Here is a 16,189-nt window from a genome sequence, read left to right on the forward strand (position 1 = left end):
AATATAAATGAACTATAAAAAATAGCGCCATCAATAGGCGCTATTTTTTGGCTTAATTTATTTTCTTAGACGGCGATAAGCAAGTAACCCCAACAAACCAAATAAAGAGAAGATACTTGTGCTGCCACCCCCACCATGACTGGCTTTACGCGAATCATCTGTGGTAGTCGCTGTACTGATGACTTTCACGGTTCCTATATTTGAAATCATTGGCTCTGGAAAATCATTATCATAAACTTGGTAGTTAAATGAGAAATTAAATGGGTTAAATGCATTCGCTTCTTTAATATAAATATTTCCACCATAACAGGTTTCTTGCTGATCTGGTGGTGGACATTTACCCTCACGATCTGCGGTAATGACCAAATTACTCGACACATTTGACAACCGAATCGGTAACTCTATGCCCTCAGCATTTACCCAAAAACTAGGCTTATTTGGCTTCAATTCAGGACCTAAACCGCTTTTACCTGTGTCACCATCATCATTCGCAAAGTTAAGTAAATTCAAAGTGGCTGTTTCACTTTGCTTATATTTCAATGTCACAGATGTATCTTTTACAACAGGTGCAATATTATTAAATGCTGCTTGCAATAAACCAGATGATGTAATCTCAGGATTAGCTATTAATGTGATGGTATATTTACAAAACGCTTTATCACCCGCTTGTGTAATCTGATCATCAATACGATAGATCATGATTTGCTCTAGATCAGCATTCCATTTACAAAAAAGGTTTTCATCCACTTCTACATCAGTAATAACACTGTTAATCTGCCCCACCCCTAAAGCCTCAACGTGTATATCATACAGTTCAGGATTAAAAAACTCTAAAGTGTTCGGTTTTCCAGCACCAGTAGACACTTCTCGAGGTAAAGGTAATCCATAGTTACGCAAATCCACATAAATCGCTCGATATTTAAGGGCATTTTTTCTTTTTTCAGCATCTGAAAAAACATCCAATATTTTTTTGTATTGTGCTGAGCGAAATTTATAATAGGTTAAAAAGTCTGCATTATTCGGTTTTTTGACTAAATCTTCAAACAAATCATAACTGCGTTGATTATTGTCTAACATATTATTAATCGATGTGTTATATAGGTCGAAGATATCACCTGCAGTTAAACGCATTAACTCCACAGAACCAATATCACAGGTATTCGCTGCATCTGGATCATAATGTAAGGCACCATCTGTAATTCGCGCTAAACCACGTTGATCCCATGGACTACACGATGTTACACCTGTATCGACTAGACTTTTGACTTTTTCATCAGCTTTAGGTTTAGGTTTATTATCGATTGGATAATATAAAGGCAGGAATGCGGTATAAGGCGAAGCTTCAATTCGTCCACTTAACAATGTTCGTATCGGAGTGGTACTAATATCAATATTTGTTTCTTTATCTTCATCTTCATTAAATACTTCATCAGGCAAGTCACAACGATTCTTACCTGACCGTGCAAATGCATTATAGTTTATAACTAAGTCGACGTTTTCTTCATCTTTTGCATCACCCAATAAATAACGGCAAGCATAGCTATTTGCATCGCTATTTGCATCACGATTATAAGCCAATATATTCAAATTTAGCCGTTTATGTCCAATCTTATCGTATAACAGGGTGGTGAATGCATTATTCTCAACAATCGTATTATTTTGTAAAGTTAAACGACTCAAACTACTTAATACGCTAGAACTATTATTTCCTATCGTCCCAGCTTCAGTGTCCCCTGTAAATTTAATCAGATTACCACTACTTAGATCTGCTTTATTTCCAGCAATTGTATTGGACTCTAATACAACAATTGGCTCTCCGACAAACTCAAGCATACCCTTGGAGGTCACTGAACCATTGTCAACTAGACTACTCGATTCAATCGTAATATTTCGTTTTGTATAACCCAAATCGTTCTTATCATGCATCGCAAGCACACTCCCTTTTGGAGCGTCATTCCCTTGAATTAAACTTTTTGAGATGGTTAAATTGCTCGTATTTCCTGCCAAATAAATTGCACCACCAGCCTTACCTGCCTGCGAGTCCAGTATTTGGGTGCTATTTAATGAGACATCGGCCCCTGCATAAATTGCACCTCCCAAATCTGCTGTACGACCACCTGTTAATATCACATTACTTAATATTAAATTCTTTTGCGAAAATGCTGTGTTAAAAATACGTGAATTTTCTGCTTTGATTGTTGTTTGTAATTTAATTTGAGCTGGGTATTGGTTTACCACATCGTTAAGCAAAATATTTTGTTCATCCCAATCAACAGGACTCGCACCCAAAATTGCCACATTAACTTGCGGTGTAAGCTCATTTTTTAAGGTATAAATACCAGCCTCAAGCTGAATTCTTTTTTGTGTACCCACTGAAGTATCTGTTACCTTACATCCACCATAAGAAGTACGCCGTTTGGCTGTTTCAAGTGCCTCACGAAGCGAACACGCCTTTGGGTTTTCACCATCCTCATCCAAAAAAGTGGTGACTTTAATTGGACCATCATCAGTTGCTGCAATCAACGGCATTGATGCCAATACCACTGTTGCCAAAAACGCTTTCTTATAATTCTTCATCTCATCATCCTTGATTATGACTTAAAACGGCGTAATCCCATTAAACCAAACAACATCAAAATTGCACCAAACCCGATACTACCACCACCAACATTTACTTTTTTACTTTGAAAATTATTTTTTGGCTCTTGTACAATATTCGTTGGAATTTCAATATAGCGACTAGAGGCATCATTAAAACGTGTAGTAGTAGTTATAATTCGCATTTTAAACATATCTGCACCGTGCCAATTACTATCTGGAACATAAGTTACATTTCCATCTTGATCCAAAGTCAAAGTTCCCTTTGATGGTGTCTGATTTTGCACAATTTCCAAGCACCCATAACGCCATTCTTGCTCATCTGAACGCTTACCTAATATTTTTTCACATGTTGCTGGATCAAGTAATTCACCATCAGCCAAGCTTTCAGAGATATTAAATTTTGCGATTTCTTTAAATAAAATATCCTGACCTGCAATTGGAATATTACTGCGATCGACGACTAATTCAATCGCACCTAAATCGCATAACTCATTATAGCCACTACGGTTAATTCCACGTTGATCTGATCTCTCACAGCCTGCTAAACTAAAGCTCGTACCATCACTATAAATTCGTCCTTTATTGACAATAAGTGAATCAGACAATTTACTATAAGAAGCCAATAGACGGGGTTTAAAAAAACCTAACATTTGATCCTTAGGTATCTTATATGGACACAATAATCCATCCGCTGGAGGTGAATCACAGATACCTTCATCGTTTTCACCTGCAATCAGTTTATTGTTTCCTATCATAAAGTTAGGTAGACGTTCTGCTGGATTCTGATCACATTCAACTGTGGTTAAATTACTCTGTACTACAGTCGTATCATTTGTTGTTGCCATACAATTTTTATTGCCATTTTCTACAATAATACTGTTTGAAACATAAGACTTAGGATATGGCGTTACCTTTTCTTCTGGTTCACCATCATCCTTGACCACTGTTGTAACTTTTTCTTTCAATGCTTGTAAATATAAACCTGCAGCATTTTTAATTATCGTCAGATTATTTAAAACCATTCCTTCACGAATATTGGCAACATATCCACCTTTATTGTGGAAAATTGTACTATTTCTTATCCCAGACTCCCCAGTGGCTGGAAAATTTCCAATGGTTTGATCACTTAAACCTGTTTGGATATATATTAATGCCCCAGTTTCACCTGACACTCCTTCATTGTCACGAATGATTGAATGTGAAATTAAATATCGTGGCATTTCACTATAAATCACAGCACCTTGTTCGGCTTTATTATTTTGGAATATACTATTCAAAATCAGCAATTTTCCTGCTGTTTTTTGCGTATCCGATAGAATACCAACATTATAAATTGCACCGCCCTTATTTGCATGCCCATTGATTAGACGTGAATATTCAATTCTTAAATCTTCACGATTTAGAATTAAACCACCATTATTATTAATCTGAGTTGATGTCCCTTGAAGATTAAGATCTTTCAAATTAACAATAATCAAAGCATCTTCTACACTACCATCATCAATATCAAATAAACGATGCTGTCCATTTGCACTAATCGTGGCATTATTCAAGCCCCTTTTTCTATCATTAAAATCCGTACTCGCTTGAGTCGAGATCGTCATTGCTGCTTTAATCGCAATCGGTGAGTTCAGTTTATATTCTTGGTCACGTTTTAAAATAATAGTTGAGCTAGAATCTTTATTGCCACAACCTTTATAGCCATTTTCAAATTCTTCATTGCTTCTATTGTTTAAAAAGAATACAGCTTCACGTAATGAGCAAACGCTATCATCCTTGTCTTCATCAACTAATGTTGTAACTTGAATATCTGCTGAATAAGCATGTCCAGTAATCGCAAATAAAGCACAGGCAAGCGTCCGTTTGAGCATACCGATCTCCGTCTATTTTCATTTTTCTTGATATTGCAAAATCCAAATTTCGCAACCACATCCTTTGTGCGTACTTTGTCATAGCTCTCGTAATTACTCAAGAAATTTTATGCTATTGGCGATATTCATCAATTAATGCGTAAATTTGCTTGATTGTAGTATTAGAGAGTTTGGTTTTTTCGCCTTTTAACATTTTTTCAAGCTGCGCGAGCGTTTGTAACAAGATCGAAGCTTGATGCGGCCCATTTTGCAGTAAGTAATCCACAATTTGTTGGTCAAAATGGATGCCTCGACGAGTCATCACAGATTGCAACAATGCTTGTCGATCTATAAATGAACTTCCGCTCGGCACTTTGACACTCACTGCCTGAGTCAATCTTGATTGTAGGTCAGGCAGTTCCAAGCGCAATTCTATCGGGGCTGATCTGGAAGAAAATACCAGTTGTCCATCATGATTATTCATCAAATGGAAAACAGCTTTTTGCCAATGGGGAACGCCACTGATTGCTTCAATATCATCTAATGCAACCAAATCATAGAACTCTAATGAGGTAATTGCTTCAATCGGTGCATCTAATAATTCTAACAAAGAAACTTTGATCGCTGGACGACCTAATTCTAAATAGGAATCACAAATTGCGGACAGTAGATGACTCTTTCCTGTACCTGCACCGCCATAAACATAAAAGCGATTGACTAAACCTGCATGTAACTGTCTCACTGCATCAACCACAGGTCCCCAACCTGGCCCCGAGAAATCACTAATCCGAGCATCTAATTGCGGTTCGATATCCAGTTGTAGTTGACGCATAGATTTAATTTGTTCCCCGCTTACTTGGAGTCATCATTCGAGTTTGGCGTCTCTGTATCTTGAGAGTTTTTAATTTCAATATCAAGATCTACTTGATCTGTTTCTACACTGATATGCTGTGCAGTACTTTCGACCACAACCATATGTTCAGGCAAGCCATAAAGCCGACTTTTTTCATAATTATCTCGTGCGTGTCTTAATAAAACAACAATGACTGCTGCCACAGGTAATGCAATCAGCATTCCAAGAAAACCCGCAAGTTGCGCCCCTGCCAAAACTGCGAATACAACAGCGACTGGAGATAAACCAATTTTATCACCCAATAGAAACGGTTGTAGTACGTATCCTTCCACCATTTGACCAAACAAGAATACGCCACCCACCAAAAGTAGATGCACCCAATCTAAACCAAATTGAAATAACGATGCAATTATGGCTGCAATAATACCAACAGCAAATCCTAAATAAGGAATAATACTGGCCAAACCCGCAATCATACCAATAATTAGACCAACCTCTAAACCAATCAGCTGTAATCCCACTGCATAAATAATCCCCAGTAACAACATAACCAAAAATTGCCCTTTCACAAAGGCGCCCAACACACTGTGGCATTCACGGATAATGGTTAAAGTTGATGCTTCATAAGGACGTGGAATCAGACGACGGAAGCTTTGCAGCATTCTGTTCCAATCAAGTAAAAAGTAGAAAGAAATGACTGGAATTAGGACAATAAGCCCGCCTAACTGAATAAAGTTCAAGCCAGATTGAGCGAGACGCAACGCAAATGTTTGAACACTATCAGAACTGTAATTAGTTTGAACATATTCCATAACGACTTTAGATATTTGGTCGGTATCGAGTTCCATTGGCACCAAATCAAAAGTTTCAGAAAGCCAAGGTAAAAAGGTTGCATTAATCCAATGAATTCCCGCAGGAATACTATCCCGCGCATACATCAATTGCTTCCAAACAAGTGGAACAAGAAACCATAATACGACCGTTAAAGTCACACCGATACCGATAAACACAACACTGATCGCAAGCCAACGCGGCAATTTAATCTTAACTAAAACATCAACCAACGGGCTAAATAGATATGCAATAAAAAAAGCAGCGACGAAAGGAATGACAATCGGTTTGAGTAAATAAATCACCCAAATCAACAATGCTAACCCAGCGAGGATAAAGATACGGCGGAGTACCAGATCTTGCATAAAATTTAACCTTTGTTCGTGTAATCGTTATAAATGGAAAAAATTTTTAATAAAGATAGCATTTTCGAGCATAAATAACATAAGAGTTTCGTATATTCAGGTTATAATCTGCCGCCAATGCGGAGACTTCATTATGAGCAACTCAACCTCTACCTTAAACACAAGCTTAAGCTACAAAGATGCAGGCGTCGATATTGAAGCGGGCGACGCATTGGTCGATCGTATCAAATCTGTCGCTAAACGCACCACTCGCCCTGAAGTCATGGGTGGTCTAGGTGGTTTTGGCGCGTTATGCAAAATTCCAAAAGGTTATGAAGAGCCTGTATTGGTTTCAGGAACAGATGGTGTTGGTACCAAATTACGTTTAGCACTGAATCTCAATCGTCACGATACGATTGGTCAAGATCTCGTTGCAATGTGCGTAAACGACTTACTCGTTTGTGGCGCTGAACCATTATTCTTCCTTGATTACTATGCAACGGGGCATTTGAATGTTGACGTTGCAGCAGATGTAGTGACTGGTATTGGTAAAGGTTGTGAACTGGCTGGTTGTGCACTGGTTGGTGGTGAAACTGCTGAAATGCCAGGAATGTATGAAGGCGAAGATTACGATCTCGCTGGTTTTGCAGTAGGTGTCGTTGAGCACAGCAAAATTATTGATGGTACTAAAGTCAAAGCTGGTGATGTGCTTATCGGTGTTGCATCAAGTGGTGCACATTCAAACGGCTACTCATTATTGCGTAAAATCTTAGATGTGAAAAACGTTGATTTAACCCAAATCGTTGATGGTCGTCCACTTGCAGATGTCGCAATGGAACCTACACGTATCTACGTTAAACCAGTACTTGAACTTTGCAAACAAGTTAACGTTCATGCAATGGCGCATATTACAGGCGGCGGTTTACCTGGTAACTTACCTCGCGTACTTCCAAATGGCGCTCAAGCCGTGATTAATGAGTCAAGCTGGGAATGGTCTGAGTTATTCCAACTGCTAGAACGTGAAGGCAATGTAGAACGCTTTGAAATGTATCGTACCTTTAACTGTGGCGTAGGTATGGTAATTGCAGTTGATGCGAGCGAAGCAGAAAAAACAATTGAGATCTTAAATGCTCAAGGCGAAAAAGCTTGGGAAATTGGTCATATCCAAGAAAATGCTGAATCAGTTGAAGGTGCAGACGAAAAAATTCGCGTGATCTTTGCATAATGAGAATTGCGGTACTTGTCTCCGGTAACGGTAGCAACCTACAAGCCCTGATTGATGCCCAAATTGGGCATCAATTTTCAGGAAAAATCATTGGTGTTCTGTCCAACAAAGTAGATGCTTATGCACTACAACGTGCGAAAGGCGCCAATATTGCAACTGCTGTCATTTCTCATAAAGACTTTCCAAACCGAGAAGGATTTGATGAAGCCATGCATCAACAACTACTTGCATGGCAGGTTGATTTGGTCATTCTTGCAGGCTTTATGCGCATTTTAACACCGAATTTTGTCAGCAAATGGCAAGGTAAGATGTTAAATATTCACCCATCTCTGCTTCCTTTTTATAAAGGAATTAACACACATCAACGTGTGTTAAACACGGGAGATCGCTTACATGGGTGTACAGTTCACTTTGTAACCGCGGAACTTGATGCTGGACAGAGCATTGCTCAATCCATTATTCAAGTCGGTTTAAATGATACAACAGAACGCTTAGCGCAACGTGTACATGAACTTGAGCATTTCATCTATCCTCAAGTCGTGCAATGGTTGTGTAATGGTCAGCTCTCTTGGGAAAACGGTCAGGCTTATTTCAATCAAAAACCTTTAAAACAGCCAATTCAATTTGCTCAGTTTTGGAACTAAAAAAACACATCTTCGGATGTGTTTTTTTATCTTTGCTCGATTTAACGTAGCCTCATAATTAAATCAAACTTTTAATCTTTTCTACAGTTTCCAATGGATGCTCCAATGGGAACATATGCCCACCTTCAAGCACAGAAAAAGGAATCCCTAATTTCTTTTTAGCCACTTGTGGGAATTTTTCTTTTAAGAATACGCTGTCACTGCCAACCACCAAGTGCACAGGAACAGGAGGTTTTGGCATAGGCAACCACCACATCGATGGTGTGGTTCTAAACAATGCCACTTCATCCGCTTTTGGAATCGTTAAAGTTACTCCACCCCGCTGAGGATCAGTGCTTAATGCGTGATCAATATAGGCTTGGAAGCAATCAGCATTAAAGTGTTGATAGAACCCTCTCGAACCTAACAACTCTGCCGCTTGCTCACGCGACTCCCAATGATCACGGCGACGTACAGACAAGCCCGCTGGTGTAATCCGATCCACCAATTTAGGCTTAAAGATTTTGGCAAGATGAAAAACGAAAGAAGCCTTACCAATAATTAATGGTGGATCCAGCATAATCACTTGTGAAAATAACTCTGGACGACGGTAAGCAGCCATCAAGGTCAGGACTGAACCTAAAGAATGCCCTAAACCAATCACTTTTCGACCTTGAGCCTGTTGCACAATGCTATCAATCACTTGATCAACCAAATGTGTCCAACCATGCGTGATTGGATAGCGCTTATCTGTTCCAATTTCAGCGACATAAATAATGTCGTATTGATCTTTCAATTGATCAAACAGCTTTTGATAAACTTTAGATGGAACACCATTGGCATGGGCAAAATGAATAATAGGTTTCATGTCAGTCTTTTAAGTTTAATAATCGATAAATTATCTTCCTCTCAAACCATATCGTAATACAAGAAGAAGAACTGAGGAGTAATTTTTATAAAATTTAGGGCTGTAAATCATTACAGCCCTGAATTTAAAGATGTTCTATAGATTGTTATTGTATTTTTGCGTTTTGGCTGGTTTGTAATTGATCTGCAAGTGAACTACTGATTCCCTCACCGATCTTCGCGCCCATACGTCCTAAAATAGACTCAAAAGGGTTACGCTGAACCGTGTAATCAACTTTTTGCTCTACTTTAAGATCACGCATCAGTGTGGTTAAACTACCACTACGATCTGCCACACCCAAAGTGATTGCTTGTTCGCCCGTCCAGAATAAGCCCGAGAAAATAGCAGGATCATTTGATTTCAAACGCTTACCACGCCCTTCTTTTACGGCATTGATAAAGTGTCCATGGACATTATCCAGCACAGATTGCACATGTTGTTTTTGTGCAGGATCAAGCGGCTTGGTCATACTCAGAATATCTTTATTACTACCCGAAGTTAGCGTACGGTCTTCGATTCCCAGTTTTTGGGTCAAACCACTCAAACCGTAATTTGGCATAATTACGCCAATCGAACCAACCAAACTTGATGGGTTAACAATAATTTCATCCGCAGCAGAGGCAATATAATAAGCACCTGAAGCCCCCATATCCCCAATGACCGCATAGACTTTCTTATCAGGATGTTGCTTTTTCAAGTAACGAATTTCCTGCCAAATTTCATCTGACTGTACTGGTGAACCACCTGGAGAGTTGATATTCAAAGCAACAGCTTTACTACCACTCGCCTCAAATGCACGCTTAAGCGCCTTATTGGTATCATCACTATTCACTGTAGATGAACCACTAGAGGAGTCAATCGTACCGATGATATCGACAACAGCCAAATGATCACTACTGATATTGGTGGTTGATTTTGTTGTGGAGGTGGTACAACTCTTACTCATTGCAATCAAGACAATTAGCAAATAAGCGAAGCCTAAACATTTAAAGAATATACTCCAACGGCGACTACGGCGTTGTTCTTCGACAGAGGCCAAAACAGCTTTTTCTAAAATCTGCCATTCTTTACCTGTCACATTGTTACTATTTGGAGAATTACTATTTGTAGATTCGTTTTGTGGTTTTGGTGGCCAATCGGACATAAGACTCCAATCCAATAATTTTAAAGTGACTTTATTATATACGCTGATTTACACAAAACTGTTTAATTAACTTGTTTTAACTTATAATTATTTTTACAGTGGGTCTGTTAATATATTCAAATATGCATTGCGTTATCGGCTAAAACGACTCAAACAAGGCTTGAAACGTAGGCAATGGCGATCCCCTTGTCAAGTTTCATAACAAAGTTTGGGGAGGTTTTAGCCATAACCCTTCGGGACAGGGATATTTTTTCCCGCTACAGCGTTATCTTGCGAAACAGTGTTTCTCATCATTTAGAATGACTAAATTTCGCAAAACATGCCTTGTATCGTTAAAAAATACCCTCTGTCGCAAGCATCTGTGAAACGTTAACAGCCCCTATACTTTATCTTGTAATTTTTGAATCTGTGATACATGACTCACCCCAAATCATCCCATTCTCGTTATCATTTGCTCAAGCTGATTAGTCGCCAACCGATTCAATTAGGGCGTTTTTTTGCACGCTTGGTGGCGATGTTGGTCAATACATTCCAACTCTCTAAGATCTCAAAAATCATACAACTGAACTTACAAATCGCGTTTCCTGAGCTACCAAACTCAGAAAGACAACAGCTCACCAAGCAAGCCATTCGGAATGAGATCACCTCTTACTTTGAATTTATCAGTATTTGGGGAGCATCTAATTCTAAAAATATTCAGCGTATTCACAACATACATGGTGAACATTATTTTCATGAGGCTTTGGCAGAAAAAAAAGGGCTGGTTTTAGTCATACCCCACTTTGGCACATGGGAAGTGATGAATTCTTGGTTATCAAAATACACTCAGATGACGATTTTATATAAGCCCGTCAAAAATCCTGATGCGGATCGTTTCGTGCGAGATGCACGAAGTCGTGAACAAGCCAACCTTGTGCCGACTGATGAAAGTGGCGTTCGACAAGTCTTTAAAGCATTAAAACAAGGCGGCACAACCGCCATTTTGCCTGATCACACCCCTGATCATGGGGGGGAAATGGTCGATTATTTTGGTATTCCCTTAGCCTCAAGTAGCCTGAGTGCCAAACTCATTCAGAAAACCAAAGCCAAAGCACTATTCATTTATGCGATGCGTAATGATCAAGATGGTTTTGATATGTATGTTGAACCCATCAACCCTCAAATTTATGAAGGCACTGCGAAAGACGGCACGCTGATCATTCATCAAACTTTAGAGCAATTGATTCGAAAATATCCAACACATTATCATTGGAGCTATAAGCGTTTTAGTGCCAATAAAGCCTTGAAAAAAATATACGATATTGATGAGACGGAAGCTTTAACACGAGTCGCTGAAGTTCGATTGCAGACACAGCAGCAACAAAATACTTAGGCTATTTTCTCTCCAACCATTTCAGTTGTTGGCGTTGCTGTTTGAGTTCTACATTTCCATTGTCAAAAATAAAACTGAGCGTTCCAGCATGTGCAGTATTAAGCAATGGAATATTTAAAGCTTGTAAACGCTTTTGCACCTCCTGACTCGGATGACCATAACGATTATTCAAACCTGCTGAAGCAATTACCAGTTTGGGTTGAATGGTCGCTAAAAAATCATAGGCTGAACTATGTTTACTGCCATGATGACCAAGCACCAAAACATCCACTTTTAAATCTGGATATTGTTGTAAGAGTTTATATTCAGTTTCCCAACCCGCATCCCCCATAATCAGAAAATTTTGATAAGGCTGCGCGTGAAGAAACTGCACATAGACCACACAGGAATATTCATTTTTCTGGTACTTCGCATAGACTAACTCCTCAGCATGAGGAGATAAAATCTCAATTTTCAGATTCGGATATGACCAAACCTGACCACGATGACATAAAGAAAAGTTCTCTTTAAAAGGAATCTTATCCCCTCGTTCATTCGCCTGAACCAAACCTATGGGAAAAGCCTTTTGAATTGAAGTAAATGCACCACTATGATCCTGATCAAGATGTGACAGAATCACTTGATCAAGTCGGCGTATGCCCTGTTGCCGTAAAAATGGAATAATCACGCGCTCGCCGAGACTAAATTTAGTTTCATCATAAGAACCACCCGTATCCACCATTAGAGTATGTTGCGGATGCTGTAAAACAATCGCTTGCCCCTGTCCGACATCCAATATATTCAACACCGTTGGTTGAACGCTCACCCCAAGTAATATTGGCAAGAAACATAAAAATCCCCAAACTTTTGGAATTGTTCCTCTTGGTAAAAATAATAAGAAAAGACCAAAGATCAAACTTACGATTGCCCATGGGGTATAACTGACACCATATAGCTCTGGGGAAATATGCTGCAAAGCATTCAATATCGACATAAATAGAGACAGAATCAAATCATTCAAGTGAAATAATAATTGTCCAAATATTGGAATGATCAGCCAAATACAAGCAGCGATAATATCTAAAGGCACAATAATGCCACTCAACAATGGGATGGCGATCAAATTACTCAGTGGCGCTAGCCATGACACTTGTTGAAAGAAAATTAACACCAAAGGTAATAACGCAACAAAGATTTTCCATTGTGATTCAATTAAAACTTTAGCAGCCATGCGCAATTGCTGTGCCCGAGTAAGGACTTGGTCTTTCGGGAATTGCACAATGGTTTGATAAATCCTGAGCAGAATAAAACAAGCACCATAAGACAGCCAAAACGCAGCCGATAGAATACTAAAAGGGTCATAAATCAATAATGAACTGGCACTGTAAACCAATATCGCAAAGGGTTGAATCGCTTGCCTGAGTAGAATAAAGCTACTCGCAATCGTCACTGTTAATAGTGTCCTCATGGCTGGTATTTCAAAACCAACGAAAGCCACATACAGTAAAACACTCGATACAAAGGGCAATAACAGCAACACCTGTCGAGGTTGTTTGAGGTATATCCTTGGACAATAACGCTGCACTACTTTCTGTAATAGCCAAGTCAACATCAAAGCAAAAATCAAAACATGCGGCCCTGAAATCGCCAATAAATGGGAAATTCCCAGTTGTTGAAACTGTTGTTTTAATGCATTCGACAAAAGACTTTCATCACCAGTCAATAAAGCCAAGAGCAAACCTTTGTGCTGTAAGTTCGAAGCTTGTAACATCTGCCGAAATGCTAAACGTTTCATTTCCACATTGAGTAAGAATTTAGCTCGAATACCTTGTTGTTGCTTAAGGTGTTGTTGGTAGCCTAAACCGTAAATTTCATCATTATTTAATAACAGAATGTGCTTCACTGAAAAAGCTGACATCACATTTTGTTGTAAGAACCATTTTTCTTGATCGAATGCCCCTGCAACAGCATAACTATGTGCAGGTCTAATTTCGCCATATACACGATAATAGTGCCCAAGTTTCAGCTCTGGCTCAGCGTTGGATAGATCTTTATTTTTCTTCAAATAAAATAACCAATCAACTGGCTGAGGATGTCGATTGAGTACTTCAGCAATTTGCTTCTGCCCATCATCACTTAGTTCATCAATCTTTTTAATATAAACAATCGCCTCAAATGACTGTTTTTCAAGTTCTCTAAACTTAAGTCGCTGTTCCAAAGCGGAATCAGCAAAATAGCAACCGGCACAAAATAATGCCCACGTCGCACTGATTAATACCAAAGCTTTGTACAGTGGACGATGAAAATAGAGGTGTTTTTTATAGAAAACTAGACTCAAAAAGCTAAGCGCGACAAGGCACCAAATCCACCATGTCGCAGTAATAAAAGGGAACGTTTTCCCCATGACTGCAATGCCAGCAATCCACCCCAATAAAATAATTTTTAACATCAATTTTTAATTAAGTTTTTGATTTTTCTAGAGGCAAAATTAAAGCCCTTTTTCAGGGCTTTAACAAGAGATTTAATAAAATAATTTACTGTTGCTCGATCCACAACCCATCTTGCATATGCAAAATAGAATCCGCAGATTGTGCCAATTGCTCATCATGGGTGACGATCAGCATTGCCATATTGAGTTCTTTTTTTAAGTCAGTCAGTAACTCAAAAACACTCAGGGCAGTTTTGCGATCTAAATTACCCGTAGGCTCATCTGCTAGCACCACAGCAGGTTTAGTGACAAGCGATCGTGCCAATGCCACACGTTGACGCTCACCACCCGATAACTCACCTGGTTGATGATCCATACGATGAGATAAACCCACTCGATCAAGTAAATATTCGGCCTGAGCTTTGGCTGATTTATATTGAACGTCTGAACGCAACATTAACGGCATTGCCACATTCTCTAAAGCAGAGAACTCTGGTAACAAATGATGGAACTGATAAACAAAACCTAAATATTGATTCCGTTTAAACCCACGTTCTGCTTCGCCCAAGTTATCAAAACGCTGTCCTTGTAAAAACACTTGACCCTGTGTCGGTTGTTCCAAACCACCTAACACATGTAACAGCGTACTTTTACCTGAACCACTTGAACCCACAATCGAGACGAACTCACCCGCCTTCACTTGTAACGACAAGCCTTTAATCACTTCGACTTTACTTTTACCATCATCAAAATGCTTATAAATATCGTTGGCTTCTAAGACAATCTTACTCATAACGTAACGCCTCAGCAGGTTGAACTTTAGCTGCACGCAATGCAGGATAAATCGTCGCCAAGAAACTCAAGACCAATGAAACAGCGACAATCACAGCCACATCTTGCCATCTGAGATAAGAAGGAAGGTAATGTACAAAATAAGCATCGAATAAGTTCAGACCGAGAACTGTATTCAACCAAGAAATGATGTCACTGATGGTCAATGCTAAAGTCACACCTAAAATCGTACCTGCAATCGTTCCAATCACACCAATCACAGTCCCTTGCACCATAAAAATTTTGGTAATCATGGAAGGTGAAGCACCTAATGTTCGCAAAATTGCAATATCTGATTTCTTATCCGTAACCACCATCACTAACGATGACACAATGTTAAATGCAGCCACCACAATAATCAGAAATAGTAATAAGCCAACCAGCGTTTTTTCCATTTGAATGGCATTAAATAAATTGCCATGGGTATAGGTCCAGTTCGATGCATAAAAATTGCTTGGTAAATCACTCACAATTTCATCGGCTACTTTTGGTGCTGCAAAAATATTATCTAACTTTAAGCGAACGCCCTGCGCCCCATCTGGCAAACGCAATAAAGTTGAAGCATCATTCAATGCGATATAACCGACCATTGAATCAACTTCTGCCCCAATACTAAAAATACCCACAATCTTAAATCGTTTAAAACGAGGTACAACTCCCGCAGGAGATGGCGTTGCTTCAGGTAAAACCAAGGTTACACTGTCATTTAAGCCTAGACCAAGCGCATCAGTCATGTCCTTACCCAGAACAATACCGAACTCACCTTTTTGTAAAGCGTTTAAATCCCCAGTGACCATATGATCTTGGATAATTGAAACCTTTTTCTCATATTCAGGTTCGATCCCCGTTACCATAATGCCTGCCACCTGCCCATGCGCAGTCAACATTCCCTGTAATTGGGTAAATGGTGCGACGCCTGTAACCTGCGGATGAGTCTCAACTTTTTTTACAAGCTCAGGCCAATCTGTTAAAATTTGAGTAGAAGAAACAGTGGCTTGTGGTACCATTCCAAGAACACGCGTTTTTAATTCGCGATCAAAACCATTCATCACAGACAATACTGTAATGAGGACAGCCACGCCTAGGGTTAAACCAATCATGGAAACCAAGGCAATAAAAGAAATAAAATGATTACTTCGCCGAGCGCGAGTGTATCTCAACCCTATATACAGCGAAATTGGCTTAAACATACCATTTAGTC

General features: G+C 39.2%; 12 protein-coding genes. 3 read left to right on the forward strand and 9 right to left on the reverse strand.

Translation table 11 applies throughout. From position 1 onward, the window contains the following. Positions 1-57: 57 nt before the first annotated feature. From MMP72_RS05840 to cxpE, 4 genes are all read right to left on the reverse strand, one after another. Positions 58-2,577: a CSLREA domain-containing protein gene (locus MMP72_RS05840; protein ID WP_241315417.1), complete on the reverse strand. Its 2,520-nt coding sequence runs from the start codon at positions 2,575-2,577 to the stop codon at positions 58-60. 14 nt (positions 2,578-2,591) lie between these two features. Continuing rightward, positions 2,592-4,472: a rhombotarget A gene (gene rbtA, locus MMP72_RS05845; protein WP_241315419.1), complete on the reverse strand. Its 1,881-nt coding sequence runs from the start codon at positions 4,470-4,472 to the stop codon at positions 2,592-2,594. Positions 4,473-4,584: 112 nt separating this feature from the next. Continuing rightward, the gene (hda, locus tag MMP72_RS05850; protein ID WP_241315421.1) at positions 4,585-5,283 is read right to left on the reverse strand and encodes a DnaA regulatory inactivator Hda; all 699 of its coding nucleotides are present in this window, start codon (positions 5,281-5,283) and stop codon (positions 4,585-4,587) included. 20 nt (positions 5,284-5,303) lie between these two features. Beyond that, complete coding sequence (gene cxpE / locus MMP72_RS05855; RefSeq protein ID WP_241315423.1) at positions 5,304-6,500, reverse strand: chloramphenicol efflux transporter CxpE; 1,197 nt, start codon at positions 6,498-6,500, stop codon at positions 5,304-5,306. A gap of 133 nt (positions 6,501-6,633) precedes the next feature. Here cxpE and purM point away from each other — a divergent pair, with 133 nt between their 5' ends. Next, positions 6,634-7,704, forward strand: coding sequence for a phosphoribosylformylglycinamidine cyclo-ligase (gene purM, locus MMP72_RS05860; protein ID WP_241315425.1), 1,071 nt, complete (start codon positions 6,634-6,636; stop codon positions 7,702-7,704). Further along, entirely contained in the window at positions 7,701-8,348 is a 648-nt protein-coding gene (gene purN / locus MMP72_RS05865) for a phosphoribosylglycinamide formyltransferase (RefSeq protein WP_241315642.1), read from the forward strand. Before purM ends, purN begins: the two co-directional genes overlap by 4 nt. A 58-nt stretch (positions 8,349-8,406) precedes the next feature. On the opposite strand, the gene MMP72_RS05870 is transcribed toward purN, so the two are convergent. Together MMP72_RS05870 and sppA are read right to left on the reverse strand one after the other, a co-directional pair. Beyond that, a complete protein-coding gene (locus tag MMP72_RS05870; RefSeq protein WP_241315427.1) occupies positions 8,407-9,195 on the reverse strand; it encodes an alpha/beta hydrolase in 789 nt (262 codons plus the stop codon). 145 nt (positions 9,196-9,340) lie between these two features. Next, entirely contained in the window at positions 9,341-10,378 is a 1,038-nt protein-coding gene (gene sppA, locus MMP72_RS05875) for a signal peptide peptidase SppA (RefSeq protein ID WP_241315429.1), read from the reverse strand. A 415-nt stretch (positions 10,379-10,793) separates the two neighbouring features. Here sppA and MMP72_RS05880 point away from each other — a divergent pair, with 415 nt between their 5' ends. Further along, on the forward strand, positions 10,794-11,750 hold the full coding sequence (locus MMP72_RS05880; protein WP_241315431.1) for a lysophospholipid acyltransferase family protein: 957 nt from the start codon (positions 10,794-10,796) through the stop codon (positions 11,748-11,750). Between the two features lies 1 nt (position 11,751). Here the strand turns inward: MMP72_RS05880 and MMP72_RS05885 are convergent, their stop codons facing one another. The 3 genes from MMP72_RS05885 to MMP72_RS05895 form a co-directional block, all read right to left on the reverse strand. Beyond that, positions 11,752-14,178: a DNA internalization-related competence protein ComEC/Rec2 gene (locus MMP72_RS05885; protein WP_241315433.1), complete on the reverse strand. Its 2,427-nt coding sequence runs from the start codon at positions 14,176-14,178 to the stop codon at positions 11,752-11,754. Positions 14,179-14,263: 85 nt separating this feature from the next. After that, the gene (gene lolD, locus MMP72_RS05890; protein WP_121928488.1) at positions 14,264-14,950 is read right to left on the reverse strand and encodes a lipoprotein-releasing ABC transporter ATP-binding protein LolD; all 687 of its coding nucleotides are present in this window, start codon (positions 14,948-14,950) and stop codon (positions 14,264-14,266) included. Then, positions 14,943-16,178 (reverse strand): lipoprotein-releasing ABC transporter permease subunit, encoded by a 1,236-nt coding sequence (locus MMP72_RS05895; protein ID WP_121928489.1) that lies wholly within the window; start codon positions 16,176-16,178, stop codon positions 14,943-14,945. Before MMP72_RS05895 ends, lolD begins: the two co-directional genes overlap by 8 nt. Positions 16,179-16,189 lie beyond the last annotated feature (11 nt).

The organism is Acinetobacter sp. NIPH 2699 (assembly GCF_022549355.1).
In the GTDB taxonomy this organism is placed as follows: Bacteria; Pseudomonadota; Gammaproteobacteria; order Pseudomonadales; family Moraxellaceae; genus Acinetobacter.

Bases quoted from the DNA above. Each gene is read 5' to 3' on its own strand.
- purM (WP_241315425.1), top strand. From the start codon at position 6,634: ATGAGCAACTCAACCTCTACCTTAAACACAAGCTTAAGCTACAAAGAT.
- MMP72_RS05895 (WP_121928489.1), bottom strand. From the start codon at position 16,178: ATGTTTAAGCCAATTTCGCTGTATATAGGGTTGAGATACACTCGCGCT.
- cxpE (WP_241315423.1), bottom strand. From the start codon at position 6,500: ATGCAAGATCTGGTACTCCGCCGTATCTTTATCCTCGCTGGGTTAGCA.
- lolD (WP_121928488.1), bottom strand. From the start codon at position 14,950: ATGAGTAAGATTGTCTTAGAAGCCAACGATATTTATAAGCATTTTGAT.
- rbtA (WP_241315419.1), bottom strand. From the start codon at position 4,472: ATGCTCAAACGGACGCTTGCCTGTGCTTTATTTGCGATTACTGGACAT.
- MMP72_RS05885 (WP_241315433.1), bottom strand. From the start codon at position 14,178: ATGTTAAAAATTATTTTATTGGGGTGGATTGCTGGCATTGCAGTCATG.
- hda (WP_241315421.1), bottom strand. From the start codon at position 5,283: ATGCGTCAACTACAACTGGATATCGAACCGCAATTAGATGCTCGGATT.
- MMP72_RS05880 (WP_241315431.1), top strand. From the start codon at position 10,794: ATGACTCACCCCAAATCATCCCATTCTCGTTATCATTTGCTCAAGCTG.
- sppA (WP_241315429.1), bottom strand. From the start codon at position 10,378: ATGTCCGATTGGCCACCAAAACCACAAAACGAATCTACAAATAGTAAT.
- MMP72_RS05840 (WP_241315417.1), bottom strand. From the start codon at position 2,577: ATGAAGAATTATAAGAAAGCGTTTTTGGCAACAGTGGTATTGGCATCA.
- MMP72_RS05870 (WP_241315427.1), bottom strand. From the start codon at position 9,195: ATGAAACCTATTATTCATTTTGCCCATGCCAATGGTGTTCCATCTAAA.